At 74.1% G+C, this 15085-nt stretch carries 10 protein-coding genes; 7 read left to right on the top strand and 3 right to left on the bottom strand.

Annotated elements, in window-relative coordinates:
- Positions 1 to 224 precede the first annotated feature (224 nt).
- Positions 225 to 1691 (bottom strand): CCA tRNA nucleotidyltransferase, encoded by a 1467-nt coding sequence (locus tag C7S10_RS09170; protein WP_108344142.1) that lies wholly within the window; start codon positions 1689 to 1691, stop codon positions 225 to 227.
- Between the two features lie 88 nt (positions 1692 to 1779).
- Here C7S10_RS09170 and C7S10_RS09165 point away from each other — a divergent pair, with 88 nt between their 5' ends.
- The 6 genes from C7S10_RS09165 (at position 1780) to trxB (ending at position 10312) form a co-directional block, all read left to right on the top strand.
- Positions 1780 to 4113: a DUF6049 family protein gene (locus C7S10_RS09165; RefSeq protein ID WP_133176476.1), complete on the top strand. Its 2334-nt coding sequence runs from the start codon at positions 1780 to 1782 to the stop codon at positions 4111 to 4113.
- Between the two features lie 10 nt (positions 4114 to 4123).
- On the top strand, positions 4124 to 5752 hold the full coding sequence (gene murJ, locus C7S10_RS09160) for a murein biosynthesis integral membrane protein MurJ (RefSeq protein WP_108344140.1): 1629 nt from the start codon (positions 4124 to 4126) through the stop codon (positions 5750 to 5752).
- A 51-nt stretch (positions 5753 to 5803) separates the two neighbouring features.
- On the top strand, positions 5804 to 7762 hold the full coding sequence (locus C7S10_RS09155; protein WP_108344139.1) for a hypothetical protein: 1959 nt from the start codon (positions 5804 to 5806) through the stop codon (positions 7760 to 7762).
- Entirely contained in the window at positions 7759 to 8439 is a 681-nt protein-coding gene (gene sigM, locus C7S10_RS09150) for an RNA polymerase sigma factor SigM (RefSeq protein WP_108344138.1), read from the top strand. The genes C7S10_RS09155 and sigM overlap by 4 nt, the downstream gene beginning before the upstream one ends.
- A gap of 37 nt (positions 8440 to 8476) precedes the next feature.
- Positions 8477 to 9205, top strand: coding sequence for a hypothetical protein (locus C7S10_RS21925; protein ID WP_133176475.1), 729 nt, complete (start codon positions 8477 to 8479; stop codon positions 9203 to 9205).
- Positions 9206 to 9310: 105 nt separating this feature from the next.
- On the top strand, positions 9311 to 10312 hold the full coding sequence (trxB, locus tag C7S10_RS09140) for a thioredoxin-disulfide reductase (RefSeq protein WP_108344137.1): 1002 nt from the start codon (positions 9311 to 9313) through the stop codon (positions 10310 to 10312).
- Positions 10313 to 10423: 111 nt separating this feature from the next.
- On the opposite strand, the gene C7S10_RS09135 is transcribed toward trxB, so the two are convergent.
- Both C7S10_RS09135 and C7S10_RS09130 read right to left on the bottom strand, forming a co-directional pair.
- A complete protein-coding gene (locus C7S10_RS09135; RefSeq protein WP_165807096.1) occupies positions 10424 to 11092 on the bottom strand; it encodes a helix-turn-helix transcriptional regulator in 669 nt (222 codons plus the stop codon).
- A gap of 35 nt (positions 11093 to 11127) precedes the next feature.
- Positions 11128 to 13410: a sensor histidine kinase gene (locus tag C7S10_RS09130; protein ID WP_108344135.1), complete on the bottom strand. Its 2283-nt coding sequence runs from the start codon at positions 13408 to 13410 to the stop codon at positions 11128 to 11130.
- A 140-nt stretch (positions 13411 to 13550) separates the two neighbouring features.
- Here C7S10_RS09130 and C7S10_RS22025 point away from each other — a divergent pair, with 140 nt between their 5' ends.
- Positions 13551 to 15050: a hypothetical protein gene (locus C7S10_RS22025; protein ID WP_133176473.1), complete on the top strand. Its 1500-nt coding sequence runs from the start codon at positions 13551 to 13553 to the stop codon at positions 15048 to 15050.
- Positions 15051 to 15085: the final 35 nt, after the last annotated feature.

The following is a 15085-nucleotide window of genomic DNA, read 5'->3' as shown; positions in this document are numbered from 1 at the left end:
GGCGTGAGTGGGGTCGGGACGGGCTGGAGGTCGAGCCCGGCGCCGCGGCGGTGACCCGGCCACGTTCTCGAGCCTGGGAACGTGGCTCACTCACCGCGGCCGGGCGCGGCGCGGGACGACACGCCCCCGGAGCGGTGGCCCAGCCACGTTCCCGAGCCCCGCACGGTGGCTCACGCACCGCCGCGACCGATGAGAAGGGCGTACGGCGACCGCTCAGCGCCCGATCACTGCCCCGGGCGGGTGTCCGGGTGGGAGTCCGCCCAGGTGATGAGCGCCTCACGGGCCTCGTCGGCGCTCATCGGGCCGTGGTCCATCCGCAGCTCGAGCAGGTGCTTGTAGGCCGCACCGACGCGGGGGCCGGGCCCGATGCCGAGGATCTCCATGATCTGGGCGCCGTCGAGGTCGGGCCGGATCGCGTCGAGCTCCTCCTGCTCGGCCAGCCGGGCGATCCGCTCCTCGAGCGAGTCGTAGGTCCGGCGCAGCCGGTCGGCCTTGCGCTGGTTGCGGGTGGTGCAGTCGGCGCGGGTCAGGATGTGCAGCCGCGCGAGCTGGTCGCCGGCGTCGCGGACGTAGCGGCGCACGGCGGAGTCGGTCCACTCGCCGGAGCCGTAGCCGTGGAAGCGCAGGTGCAGCTCGACCAGCCGGGCGACCGCGTCGGTCTCGGCGTTGGAGAAGCGCAGCGCCTGCATCCGCTTGCGGGTCATCTTGGCGCCGACCACGTCGTGGTGGTGGAAGGTGACGACCCCGCCCGACTCGAAGCGCCGGGTGCGGGGCTTGCCGACGTCGTGCATCAGCGCGGCGAAGCGCGAGACGAAGTCGGGGCCGCCGCCGAGCCGCGACTCGAGGTCGATCGACTGCTCCAGCACGGTCAGGGTGTGCTCGTAGACGTCCTTGTGCCGGTGGTGCTCGTCGCGCTCGAGGGCGAGGGCGGGCAGCTCGGGCAGGACGTACGCCGCCAGGCCGGTGTCCACCAGCAGCGAGAGCCCGAGCCGGGGGAACGGTGCGCACACCAGCTTGACCAGCTCGTCGCGGACCCGCTCGGCGGAGATGATCTCGATCCGGCCGGCCATCGCGGTCATCGCCGCGACCACCTCGGGGGCGACCTCGAAGCCGAGCTGGGCGGCGAACCGGGCGGCGCGCATCATCCGCAGCGGGTCGTCGGAGAAGGAGTCCTCGGGGCGTCCGGGCGTGCGCAGCGTGCGGTTGGCCAGGTCGACGAGCCCGCCGTAGGGGTCCTCGAACCCGCGGCCCGGCACGCTCACCGCCATCGCGTTGACCGTGAAGTCGCGCCGGCCGAGGTCGCCGGTCAGGTCGGCGCCGTACTCCACGTCGGGCTTGCGCGAGGACGGGTCGTAGGTCTCGGCACGGTAGGTCGTGATCTCGACCTGCCACTCGCCGATGCGGGCGCCGATGGTGCCGAAGGCCCGGCCCATGTCCCAGATCGCGTCGACCCAGCCGGCGAGCAGCTTCTCGGTCGTCTCGGGCCGGGCGGAGGTGGTGAAGTCGAGGTCGTTCTGCAGGCGGCCCAGCATGGCGTCCCGGACGGGCCCGCCCACCAGCGCCAGCTCCTCGCCCGCGGCGGCGAACCGGGCGCCCAGCTCGTCGATGACGGGGCCGATCCGGGTCAGCTCCTCGCCCACGCGCCGCTGCACCTCGACGATGGTCAACGGGGGCAGGGCGGCGTCGGACACGGGGGTCAACTCTAGGGGGTCGACACCGAAAGTGCCCGGTCGCGAGCGTCGTCCCGGAGCACGAGGAACGCGCGGCTAGAGTCGTTCCGTGCAGCACCCGTCCCCCTCCCTCCCTGCCCGGAGGACCCGGGGACGGACGATGACGGCCCGCTCGCCGTTGCTCGTCGCGCTCGCCCTCGTCGTCGCCCTCCTCGGGCTCGCGGGTGGCACAGCGCACGCCGCCGGCCAGGGAAAGCCCCGCGCGCACGCGCCGGCCAGGGCCGACGTGGACCCGCTGCGGGTGCACATCGACTCGATCTCGCCCTCCACCCTCAGCGACGACGACCGCCCGATCACGATCACGGGGACCGTGACCAACCAGAGCGACGAGCCGTGGACCGAGATCAACCTCTACGCCTTCCGCTCGCTGGCGCCCCTGGTCGACGCGTCGACGCTCGCGGCCTCCGCGACCATCGAGGACGACGCCTTCGTCGGCGAGCGCGTCATCACCCCGGGCACCGAGGACACCGTCGCCGAGCTCGAGCCCGACCAGACGCAGGACTTCTCGCTCACCGTGCCGCGCTCGGAGCTGACGATCTCCGAGCCCGGCGTCTACTGGCTGGGGGTGCACGCGAGCGGGATCTCCTCACTCCCGCGCGACGACTTCATGGACGGCCGGGCACGCACCTTCATCCCGCTCGTGCCCGCCTCGAAGCCCGCGAAGGGCGTCGGCCCGGCGACGGTGGACAGCGTCGAGTCCGCGATCGTGGTGCCGATCCGCCAGACGGTGTGGCTCACGCCCGACGGTCGCGTCGACAAGGTCGGCCGCTGGGCGCGCTCGCTCGGCGTGGGCGGGCGACTGCACTCCCTGCTCTCGGCCGGCGACTCCGGCAGCGAGGTGCCGCTGACCTGGCTGGTCGACCCAGCCGTCCCGGCCGCCGTCGCCCGACTGGCCGCCGGCAACCCCGCCCGCAGCCTCGCCCCCGACCCCGCCGCGACCGAGACGCCCACCGAGTCGCCGACCGAGCAGCCCGACACCCCCGAGGGGGGCGCGCCGGCCGACCCCGACCCCTACGCCACGGCCTCCGACCCGGTCCCGCAGGTGGTGCCCGGCACGACGTTGACCGAGTCGCAGCAGCAGGTCGCCGCGGTGGCCCAGGCCTGGCTCGACCGCTTCAAGCAGCTCACCGCCGACCAGACGGTGCTGTCGCTGCCCTTCGGCGACCTCGACGTCTCCGCGGCCGCCGCCCACGGCTCGACGTACTACCAGCAGGCGGTCCGGCGCAGCAGCCAGGTGATGGACTATCTCGGCGTCCGGTCCACCCCCGCGATCGCGCCGCGCGACGGCATCCTGAGCCCGGCCGCGATCGAGGCGGCCACGCCCGACAGCACGATCCTGGTCGCCGACACCTCCTTCGCCGAGCCCCCGGACGCGCCGCAGTCGCTGGTCCGTCTCCTCGACCACAAGGTGATCGTCACCTCCAGCGGGGCCGCCGCCGGCGGTCCCGGACCGACGGCCGCCGCCGACCCGCTGGCGCTGCGCCAGCGCCTCCTCAGCGAGGCGGCCCTGCGGCTCCAGTCGGGCTCGACCGCCCCCGTCGTGATGATGCTGCCGGCCGACTGGCAGTCCGCCGACTCCAGCCGGCTCTTCGACGGTCTGGACGTGCCGTGGCTGCGCCCCGTCGAGGTCGCCGACCTGGCCCTCCGTTCGGCCGTGTCGGTGAGCGGCAACGACCTGGCCTACCTCGACGAGGACGAGCAGGCCGAGCTCGGGATCGCCAGCTTCAGCGCGGCCGACCGGCTCACCGCCCGCGGCACCCTGCTCTCCAGGCTCCTCTCGCAGCAGAACCTCGTCCGCCAGCAGGTCGCCGACGAGTCGCTCATGGGGCTCTCGGTCGGACACCGCGCCAACCGGGAGGACGCGGTCGAGTCGACGGCCGCGGCGAGCGACTTCATCACCGACCAGCTCGACAGCGTCACCATCGACGCGCCCGACGCCGTCACCCTGTCCAGCGAGAGCGGTCCGCTCGGCGCCGACATCGTCAACGGCCTCGACCAGCCGGTGACCGTGCGCATCGCTGCCCGCTCCGACGGCGGGCTACGGCTCGAGGACCTCGAGGAGATCCAGCTCAACGCCGGCGCGCGCACCCGCATCCTGCCCACCGTCCGGGCCACGGAGCCCGGCATCCACCAGCTCGAGCTGCTGGTCACCGACCTCGAGGGCGCCCCGCTCGGCGGTTCCACCGCGGTCCAGATCCGCGCCGCGCAGGTCAGCGGGATCATCTGGCTGCTGATCGCGGGCGGTGCCCTGCTGCTGTTCGGGACCATCGCCGTACGCCTCGTGCGCCGGATCCGCGGTCGTGGCGGCGACGAGGAAGCGACGACCGACCCCGGCGAGCCGGCCGACGAGCCGACCACGACCCACGTCGGGACCGACGCGTGAGCCCGATCGGATGAGCGACCAGAAGATCCTCGCCTCCAGCGCAGTGATGGCGGCGGGGACGATCGTGTCCCGCCTGAGCGGCTACCTCCGGACGCTGCTGATCATCGCGGCGCTCGGACAGACGCTGCACGCCGACATCTTCACCATCGCCAACACCATCCCCAACGCGGTCTACATCCTCGTCGCGGGTGGCGTCTTCAACGCGGTGCTGGTGCCGCAGCTGGTGCGGGCACAGAAGTTCGACGAGGACGGCGGCGACGCCTACGCCTCGCGGATCATCACCCTGTCGGCGATCTTCCTCGCCGTGGTCACGGTGGTGCTGGTCGTCGCCGCGCCGCTGCTCCTGCAGCTCTACCTCGCCGACCGCTACTACGAGCCCGACCGGGCGGCGCACCTCGAGTCCGCGATCGACTTCACCCGCTACTGCCTGCCGCAGGTGTTCTTCTACGGCATGTTCGTGCTGGTCGGGCAGGTCCTCAACGCCCGCCGCAGCTTCGGGCCGATGATGTGGGCCCCGATCGCCAACAACGTCATCGCGGTCGCGGTGCTCAGCGGCTACCTCCTGGTGTGGGGCCCGGCGAGCGAGGCCGCGCAGGTCGGCCCCTACACGAGCAACCAGGAGCTGCTGCTCGGGCTCGGGTCCACGCTCGGCATCGTCGCCCAGCTCCTCATCCTGCTGCCCTACCTCCGCAAGGCGGGCTTCCACTACCGCCCGCGCTTCGACTTCCGCGACACCGGCCTGGGCCACACCCTGCGGCTGGGCCTGTGGACCGTGCTGTTCGTCGTGGTCAACCAGATCGCGTTCCTCGTGGTGACCTGGCTCGCCTCGAGCGGCACCGTGGACGGTGGCGGCACCGGCAACACCGTCTACGCCAGCAGCTTCCTGATCATGATGGTGCCGCACGCGATCGTGACCGTCTCCCTGACCACCGCGATCCTGCCGCGCCTCTCCGACCACGCCGCGGACCGCCGGCTGCTCGACCTCGGCCGCACCGTCTCCACCACGCTGCGCACCGCGCTGGTCGTCGTCCTCCCCTTCGCGGTGCTGATGCCGGTCCTGGCCCGCGACGTCGCCGGCGTGCTCTTCGGCGTCGGGGCCGGCGATCCCGCGGCGTTCGCGCCGACGCTCGCCCTCTTCGGGCCGGCGCTGGTCTTCTTCACCGTGCACTACCTGATGCTGCGCGGCTTCTACGCCCTCGAGCAGACCCGCCGGGTGTTCTGGATCCAGTGCGCGATCTCGGCCACCAACATCGCGCTGGCCCTCGTGCTCGTCGGCCGGTCCTCGGCCGACCGGACCGCGCCCGCGCTCGTGGTCGCGTGGGGTGCGTCGTACGTCGTGGGGTCGGCGCTGAGCTACACCGCCCTGCGCCGCACGGTCGGTGGGCTCGACACCGCGCGCCTGCTGCGCTTCGTCGTGCGGATGGCGATCGTGTGCCTGCTCGCCGGTGCGGTGGCGTGGGGCGTCGAGCGCGCTCTCGACGGGCTCGGCGAGGAGCCCGGCCTGCTGCTGTCGCTGCTCCGGGGCGGTCTCGCCGGCGGGGCCGGCGTCGCCGTCGTGCTCCTGCTCGCCCGCGCGCTGCGGATCACGGAGGTCACCTCCCTGACCGATGCGGCGTTGTCACGGGTTCGACGCCGTTGATGCCTAGCATGGTCCCGACCGTGCCGACGTCGATGGAGAGCGAGGTGCCGCGTGCCTGACTCGCTCCACGCCGGCGACCTCCTCGCCCGTCGCTACCGCCTCGACGAGCTGCTCACCGAGAGCGCCGGCGGCCGGTTCTGGCGAGCCCAGGACCAGGTCCTCGACCGTCCCGTCGCCGTCCACGTCATCGCGAGCAGCGACCGCCGGGCCGACAGCCTGCTCGAGGCCGCACGGCGTACGGCGCCGCACCACGACCGCCGCCTGCTGCGCGTGCTCGACGCCGACCGCACGGACGAGGTCTGCTACGTCGTCAACGAGTGGGGCTCGGGCACCTCGCTCGACATCATGCTGGCCGGCACCGGCCCGCTGCCGCCGCGCAAGGCGGCCTGGATCGTCTCCGAGGTGGCCGACAGCCTGGCGCGGGCGCACGACGCCGGGCTCGACCACGGGCGGATGGTGCCCGAGAACGTGCTGATCGACCGGCAGGGCCACGTGCGGGTGATCGGCTTCTCGGTCGACGCCGCCCTGCACGGCCTCGCGCCGGGCCGGCAGTCGGCCGACCTGGTCGACACCGTGGCGGTGCTCTACGCCGCGCTCACCGGCAAGTGGGCCGGCGTCTCCTACTCCCAGCTCCCGCCGGCGCCGATGGTGCACGGCCAGGTGCTGCGCCCCCGGCGCGTGCGGGCCGGGATCCCGCGGCCGCTCGACGCCATCTGCGACCAGGTCGTCAACGGCGCAGCCGGCCACGCCCAGCGCAGCGAGCACGACCTGTCGACCATGGCCGGTGTGGCGGCGGCGCTGGCGGAGTTCGTCGGCGACCCGACCGGGCTCGCCGAGGAGGCCAGCCCGTGGAGCAGCCCGGCGCCGACGCAGCCCGTGCGCGGGATCTCCCCGCTGCCACCCTCGCCCGTCCCCACCCCGCCACCCTGGCCGGAGCCGACACCCGAGCAGCCCGACGCCACCGCGGTGGCGATCCCGCCCGCCCCACCGTCACCCGACCCGTCACCCGACCCGTCACCCGACCCGACCCCCGAGGCTGAGAGCGAGCCCGCGCCCGCGCCGGAGCCGGCAACCGAGCCCGAGCCCGTCGAGCTCCCGACCCAGGCCGGCATCCCGGTCTTCGACGACAACGACGAGGTCGGCTGGATCCCCACCCGCACCGAGTCGCCGGCGCCGCCGCCGCCGTTCGAGGAGAAGCCGGTCAAGCCGCTGTTCGCGCCGGATCCGGCGGACGGCGAACCCGTCCGCCGTCCGCGACCCGGCACCGCCGCGGCGCAGCCGGCGCCGTACTGGCCGTGGGAGTCGACCGGTCCGGGCACCGACGGGGGTGGCCACGGCGCCCACCACACCGGCTCCAACACCGGCACGGGCGGGTGGGGCGTGCAGGACACGGCCGACTCCGACGTCGTGCCCGGCCGTAGCTGGTTCCGCCTGGCGATGGGGATCGCCCTGGGCCTGCTCCTCCTCGTCGCCGCCGTCGCGGCCTACCACGCCGGTTCGGACGGCCCCGAGGACTCCGAGACCTCCACCTCGACGGAGTCGAGCTCGCCGCCGGCGGCCACCCCGACCCCGTTCCCCGGCGTCACCGGCACCGACTTCGACCCGCAGGGCGACCCGCCGGAGGAGTATCCCGAGCTCGTCCCCCTGGCGCTCGACGGCGACCCGGCGACGGCGTGGCGCACCTCGACGTACAACCAGAACCTCGGCCTGGCCGACAGTCTCAAGACCGGCGTCGGGCTGGTGCTCGACCTCGGCGCCACCCGGGCCGTGCGGCAGGTCGAGATCGCGACGTCCGGCGGTCCGACCTCGGTCTCGGTCTACATCGGCACCAGCGCCCCCACCGGGGTCGCGGACCTGACACCGGTCGGCACCGCCGACGGCGACGGCACGCTCACCGTCACCCTCGACGAGGCGGTGTCGGGTCGGTTCGTCACGATCTGGCTGACCTCGCTGCCGCCGGTGGAGGACGGCTACCGCGGCACCATCACCGACGTGGTGGTCAAGGGATGAGCGAGCTCCGCGAACGCTCCGACGCCGAGCTGCTGGCCCTGCACGTCGACGGCGACCCCGACGCGTTCGGCGAGCTGTTCGGCCGGCACCGCGACCGGCTGTGGGCGGTCGCGCTGCGGACGATGGGCAACCCCGAGGACGCCGCGGACGGGCTGCAGGAGGGGATGATCGCCGCCTTCCGCCGGGCCGGGTCGTTCCGCGGCGACGCCGCCGTCACGACCTGGCTGCACCGGGTGGTGGTCAACTCCTGCCTCGACCGGTTGCGGGCGATGAAGGTCCGCCGCGCGGAACCCCTGCCCGACGACCTCGAGGAGCGCGCCGACCGGGGTGCCCTGGTGAGCGCCACCGACGTCGAGCTCGACCCCGCGCAGCTCACCGTCGCCGACGAGCGCCGACGGATGGTGCTCGCCGCGCTGCGGACCCTCACCCCCGACCAGCGGGCCGCGCTCGTGCTGGTCGACATGGAGGGATACTCCGTCGCCGAGGCGGCCGAGATGCTGGACGTGGCCGAGGGGACCGTGAAGTCGCGCTGCTTCCGCGGCCGCGCGAAGCTCGCGCCACTGCTCGGCGTGCTCGCGCCGACGGGGGGTGACGTCCCCCACGCCGGGAACCCGCCCGAGACCGCGGACGTCCCAACCACTGGCCCCCCACGCGGCCCGCCGGCCGATCGAGCCTGACCTGACCCCGTCCCACCCGCCGAAGGAGGTGCCCACCGTGTCCGACCCCGAGCTGACTCCCGAGCAGGACGAGGCCGTGCGCGCCCTCCTCGCCTCTGTCCGCCACACCGACCCCACGCCGCCCGAGGTCGTCGCCCGCCTCGACGAGACCCTGGCCTCGCTCACCGCGGAGCGCCGCGAGGTCCCCGCCGCTCCGGTCGTGACCCTCGCCTCGCGCCGCCGTCGCCGCGTCGCGACCGCGCTGCTCGCGGCGGCCGCCGTGGTGGTCGGCGGCGTCGGGATCACCCAGGTGCTGCCCGGCCTGGCGGGCTCGGACGGCGACTCCAGCTCCGCGGGATCGACGGCCGAGGCGCCGATGTCGGCGGACGACTCCGAGGACTCCGCCGGCGGCGACCGCGGGCTCACCGACCAGTCCCAGCGCTCGAGCAGTGCCGACGAGAAGCAGGATGACAGCGAGAGGCAGGGGCAGGAGAGCGCCCCGCTCCCCAGCGCCAGCGCCCTCGGCGCCGGGGCCGCCCTCACCACCGACGAGCCCCTGCGGCCCCAGGTGCGCGCGATCCAGCCGCAGGCCCCCTTCACCTCGTCGTACGACGCCGGGTCGGCCTGCCTGGTCGTGGCCCAGACCGGCGAGAGCGTGGCCGTGACGTACGGCGACCAGCCGGGCGTCCTCGTGTTCCGGGTCCCCGACGGCGGCACGCAACGCGTCGACCTGTTCCTGTGCGGCCGGCCCGACGCCGTACGCTCCCTGCGCCTGCGCGCACCCTGACCCCCGCGAGCAGCCGGACTGGCCGGACGGGCGGAACATCCGGCGCCTACGATCGGTTGCACACGGCGTACACCGCCATCCCCGATCACCAGGAGCCCTGACCGCATGTCCGAAGTCCGCAACGTCATCATCATCGGTTCTGGACCCACGGGCTACACCGCCGCGGTGTACGCCGCGCGGGCCTCCCTGAACCCGCTGGTCTTCGAGGGCTCGGTGACCGCCGGCGGCGCGCTGATGAACACCACCGAGGTGGAGAACTTCCCCGGCTTCCGCGACGGCATCATGGGCCCCGCCCTGATGGACGAGATGCGCGCCCAGGCCGAGCGGTTCGGCGCCGAGCTGGTCCCCGACGACGTCGTCGAGGTGGACCTGACCGGTGACGTGAAGGTCGTGAAGACGGCCACCGACACCTACGAGGCCCGGTCGGTGATCCTCGCGACCGGTTCGGGCTACCGCAAGCTCGGCCTGCCCCGCGAGGAGGAGCTCTCCGGTCGCGGCGTCTCGTGGTGCGCGACCTGCGACGGCTTCTTCTTCCGCGAGCAGGCGATCGCGGTCATCGGCGGCGGCGACTCGGCCGTCGAGGAGGCCACGTTCCTGACCCGCTTCGGCTCGAAGGTCTACCTGATCCACCGCCGCGACGAGCTGCGCGCCTCCAAGATCATGCAGGAGCGCGCCTTCGCCGACCCGAAGCTCGAGATGGTGTGGAACTCCGAGATCACCTCGATCAACGGTGACGACCGGCTCGAGTCGCTGACCCTGCGCGACACCGTCACCGGCGAGGAGCGCCAGCTCGACGTGACGGGCCTGTTCATCGCGATCGGCCACGACCCGCGCTCGGAGCTGCTCACCGGCCAGGTCGACCTCGACGACGACGGCTACGTGCTCGTCGACCACCCCTCGACGGCCACCAACCTGACCGGCGTGTTCGCCGCGGGCGACCTCGTCGACCACCACTACCGCCAGGCCATCACCGCCGCCGGCACCGGCTGCGCCGCCGCGCTCGACGCCGAGCGCTACATCGCCTCGCTCGACCACGCCGCGCAGGTCGAGGCGTCCGAGGCCGAGACCCGGCAGATCATCACCGAGGTCGTCGAGGCGACCAACTGACGCCTGCGCACCCGATCGATCGCTGACTGGCGGCGTACGACACCTCCCGGACCGATCCGGGTGTCGTACGCCGCCAGTGTCGCGTCGTGGTCGGTCCCACCGGCCGCGCCGTCAGATCCAGCCGTCGCGCCCGGCCTCGCGGACCAGGCTGCCGGCGTTGGTGACGTCGCGCTCGGCGACGACGTACTTGCCGCGGATCGACTTCAGGTGCGCGCGCACCGTCTCCTCGGCGACCTTCATCCGTGAGCCGACCTGGCGCTGGGTCAGGCCGTCGCGGAGATTGACGAGGACCTCGACCTCGCGGCCGGTGAGCCGGGGCGCGAGCGCCGGGTCGTTGATCAGGGCCTCGGCGACCACGCTGCTGCAGACGAAGTCGCCGGCGGCGGCGCTGCGGATCACCCGCACCAGTGCCTCGGTGCCGTCGTTCTTGAGGACGATCCCGTGGACTCCCTGGCCCAGCGCGCGGCGCAGCGGCACCGGCTTCTCCTCGGCCGTGTGCAGGACCACCACCCCGGCCCACCCCACGAGGGCAGGGATGTGGTCCAGCACCAGCTCGTCGTCGCGCCCGAGGTAGAGGTCGAGCACCAGCACGTCGGGACCGGGCGAGGAGAGGTCGACGTCGGGCACCGCGGCGTACGACCCGACCATCCGCAGGTCGTCGGCGTGCCGGCCGACGGCCGCTGCGACGCCGTCGCGCACGACCTCCTGGTTGTCGAGGACGGCGACGGACAGCACGGTCGACGCGATCGTCGGCGAGCCAGTCGGCGGGAGGGAGGTCATGGGGAGTGGATATCCGGTCATCGGGGTCCGCGTCACTACCCCGAAACGGGGAGGTCCTCGACGAGCAGCACCGCGCGGAAGTCGTCGACGTCGACCTCGAGGGGTGCGCGGAGGTCGTCGCCGAGGCGGGCGATGTCGCCGGCGGGGGGCGCCGGCACGACCGAGATGCGCACCCGCGTCTCGGCGCCGCCCGGCGGCGAGACGATGATCCGGCGCCCGGCCGAGACCGGCAGCAGCCCGGCCAGCACCCGTCCCACGGCCCGGCTCGAACCGCCCGGGGTGAGGCCCGCGCGCAGCTCGACGGTGCCGCCGTCGGCGCGGAACCTGGCCACGTCGGCCCGCAGCGGCGCGTCGAAGAAGCCGGGTGCGTAGAGGTCGTCGCGCGCGGCCCGGGCCAGGGCCTGGGCCTGCTGCCGCGACTCCTCCAGCGTCGGGTCGATCGCCCCGGTGGCCACGTCGACCAGCCACGGCCGCACCTGGTCGCGCGAGTAGTCGAAGTAGAGCGCCGCGGCGCTGGCGCGGGCCCGCTCGAGGAGCAGCGCGTGCTCGACGCGCGTCGCCTCGGCGGTGCGTCGGGCCGAGGCACGGTTGGTACGCCGCACGAGCACGCCGAGCAGGAGCGCGGCCATCGGCGCCGTCACCGGGGCGTTGACCGAGCCGAAGGGGAACGCTCCGTCGCTCAGCTCCGGCGAGAGCCAGGCGGCGGTGAGGACGATGGCGGGCTGCGTGGCGATCGCCGCCAGCCCCATCCACACCGGCAGCACGAAGACGAACAGCACGAGCGGGGCGGCGCTGAAGCCGACGGACCAGGACCCGTAGTCGAGCAGCGCCCCCGGGGGCATCAGCGCCAGTCCCGCGACCTGGAGCAGGCTGGCCAGCGCGACGACGCCGACCACCCACGGCAGGCGGGGCGCGCGCGACTCGACCCGCGCGAGCACCGCGATGCTCAGGGCGGCCCAGCCCAGCACGACAGCGAGGTCGGCCACCGGGTGTGCCCCGGTCAGGGCCTGCGACCCGCCGATCAGGCACCACACGATGATGATCGGCAGCGCGACGCTGCGCGTCGCCATCGGCAGCACCCCGAACCCGGCGATCGTGGCCTCGTAGGTCTGCTGGAGGCCCGGCCTGCGGACCCGCTCGTGCGGCATCCGCAGCGACACGACCGTCCCCTCGCCGGGCGTCGAGACGATGCCGGCCCGGCCACCGGCGGCGCTCACGGCGCGCCGGATCGACTGCGTCTGCCCGAACCCGGGACGCGCGCCCCGGGACATCCCGACACCGGGGTCGGTGATCCGCACCAGCACCCGCTGCCGGTCCGAGCGCACCTGCAGCGTGGCCGCCCGGACGCGCGCGTGGCGGTGGACGTTGCGCAGTGCCTCGAGCGACGCTCGCTCCAGGGCGTCCAGACGGGCCGGCGGCAGCTCCTCCAGCGCGGCGACAGCCTGCGGGTCGGCGTCCACCGTGACCCCGACCGGCGCGAGGTCGAGCACCCGCCCGAGCATCCCGGCGTACGCCGTGGTGGCGGCATCGACGCGCGGTTCCGCCTCGAGCGCCACCACCTCGTCCTCGGCCAGGACCTGGCTGACGGTCTCTGCCGTGCGCCGGCAGTGGGTGCGGAGCGTGCCGGGGTCCTCGTCGGCGTTGTTGACCAGCAGGTGCAGGGTGCCGAGCACGTCGTCGTGCAGCACCCGCTGGGCGTGCGTGACAGCCTCGCGCTCGGTGGCTCGCTCGAGCAGCTCGGTGCTGCGCGCCCGGGCGAACTCCTCGGCCTGCGTCGCCTGCGTCGCCAACGACTCCAGCGAGTTGACGAAGCCGACGGCGGCCATCGCCATGGCCGTCGCGAGCGCGTAGTCCTCGACGGCGACCGCGTCGCGAGCGGTCCGGATGCCCACCGCGCTGGCCACCGCGAACGGCGACCACGCGACGAGGGCGTTGGCCACGGCCGCCCACGGCACCAGCACCCGCGCGCCGAGGAGGACGGCCGAGGAGATCAGGATGCCGGCTGTGGTCTCGCCCGGCACGTGCTCGCGCACCAGGGCCGGCGCGGCCACGGCCAGGGCGAGCAGCACGCAGGCGAGCTGGGCCAGCCGTTCGCCCGAGCGCACCATCCACACCGCGACCACGGCGAAGGTCGCCACCACGAACCATCGTGCCGCCAGCCCGCCCGGGCTCAGGCCGGTCGTGGTCGGCAACGGGGCCGCCGACATCACGGCGAAGGCCAGGACCAGGCCCGCGTGCGCCCGGGCCACCGAGACGCTCAGCCCGCGGGAGGCGGCGGTCGTCGGCGGCGTACGGCGAAGCACGCTGCTCACCCCCATGCGCACCGCCCCGGTCTGCCTGCTCGTGATCGTCTGCTCTTGATCGTTCAACGAGAGACTGCGTCCAACGCACGGGGAACGGCGACTATTTTCCTGAACAGACGTCCAGGAAAACCGGGGATGGGACATACGGTGGGCGTGTGGTACCAGGTGCGCCACCGCGGGTGCTCGCGGACGAGACCCCGCTGGGCGGGTCACGCATCGACGTGGGCCGGCGGATCGGCTGGTTGCTGCGCACGGCCCGCCAGCTCTCGCCCACCCCCGTCCGGCTCCAGGACATCGCCGACCACGCCGGGGTGAGCGTGGCCGTGGTGCACCGCGCGGAGACCGGTGCGGTGCGCTCGGGGCGCGTGGCCTCGTCGTACGAGGAGGTCCTCGGACTCGCGCCCGGCACCGTCCGCGCGCCCATCGACATCCTGTGCCGCACCTTCGCCTACAGCCCCGCCGACCGCGACCCGGGACCCGACGTCACGACCGTGGCCGAGATGTCGGCGCTCCTCGGCCGGGTCCGCGCCTCCCCCCACGGCGGCGACTGGCTGGCGTGGGCCCGCGCCTTCTCCGGCCCCGCCGCCCTCGGCCTGCCGGTCGACCTCGCGGCTTCCCTGCTCCACCGGCTCGTCGGCGAGATGGACCGCTCGGTCGCCAGCGCCTACACGACGCGCTACGAGGCGCTCGCCCTCATGCGGTGCGGTCCGTACGGCGAGGTCATGCTCGATGTCGCCCGCGAGCGTCTCGCCGAGCCGCACGTGCAGTTCCTGGCCGACCTCATGAGTGCCGTCGGCGAGCACGTCTCCCCCGACGCCCTCGCCTGGTGCCTCGAGCTGCTGCGGGACCCGCGCGACCGCGTCGTGACCGCCGCCTGCCTCGGGCTGGAGAACATGGCGTCGATCAGCGGCGACCCCGACTTCTGGTCGCCGCTGGTGCGCCCGCTGCTCGAGATCTACAACGAGACCGAGCCCGACTCCGAGCAGTGGCGCTGGCTCTCGCACGTGCTGCGGCTGGTGCCGCCGGCCGAGCTGTCGCCCGCGCCGGTGCGGCCGGTTCGCGCCCTCGCGCCGGGCGCGCAGTCGCTGGTCGGGATGGCCGGGCTGCACGAGGCGCACTGGCACGAGTCCGAGGTGCTGGCCAGGTCTGTCACGTCCGACCTCGGACTGCGGGAGCAGCCCATGCTGGCCCGGCTGGTGCACGACATCGTCTTCGGCCCGCACGAGACCCGCGCCGTCACCGGCTACATGCTGCTCACCGCGCTCCCCGACCTCGCGGCCGCCGTCGCCGACGAGGTGGTCCACGTGGTCGAAGCCCATCCCGACCCGGTGATCCGCGATCGCGCGGGCCGACGGTTGCCGGCCTTCACGCACGCGCCGCCCGACCGCCTGCACCGGTGGGTGTCGGGCCGCGACGAGCGGCTGCGGCGGGTCGGACTGCGGGTGGCGGGCACGTCGGGCGTGCTCCTGCCCGACGAGGTGCTGATCGACGCGATCCGCGACGGCGACACGTTGGCCGCGCTGGCGGCTGCCGGACTCAGCGGCCACGCGCTGGTGGCCAGGCTCGCCGACGACGAGTCGCTCGCCGAGGACGTCCGCGGCGCGGCGGCCTGGTGGCTGCGCAACGGCACACGGGTGGTCGACCCGGCGGTCTGACCCCCCGGATCTGGGGATGCCGGCGGGCACCCTTC

The sequence above is a fragment of the Nocardioides currus genome, assembly GCF_003057875.1.
GTDB classification, from domain to species: domain Bacteria; phylum Actinomycetota; class Actinomycetes; order Propionibacteriales; family Nocardioidaceae; genus Nocardioides; species Nocardioides currus.
Note: the sequence above shows the minus strand (reverse complement) of the source record. Positions and strands in the feature narration are given on the sequence as shown.

Coding starts and splice junctions, on each gene's coding strand:
- C7S10_RS09135 (WP_165807096.1), bottom strand. CDS start 11,092: ATGACCTCCCTCCCGCCGACTGGCTCGCCGACGATCGCGTCGACCGTG.
- murJ (WP_108344140.1), top strand. CDS start 4,124: ATGAGCGACCAGAAGATCCTCGCCTCCAGCGCAGTGATGGCGGCGGGG.
- C7S10_RS09130 (WP_108344135.1), bottom strand. CDS start 13,410: ATGGGGGTGAGCAGCGTGCTTCGCCGTACGCCGCCGACGACCGCCGCC.
- trxB (WP_108344137.1), top strand. CDS start 9,311: ATGTCCGAAGTCCGCAACGTCATCATCATCGGTTCTGGACCCACGGGC.
- sigM (WP_108344138.1), top strand. CDS start 7,759: ATGAGCGAGCTCCGCGAACGCTCCGACGCCGAGCTGCTGGCCCTGCAC.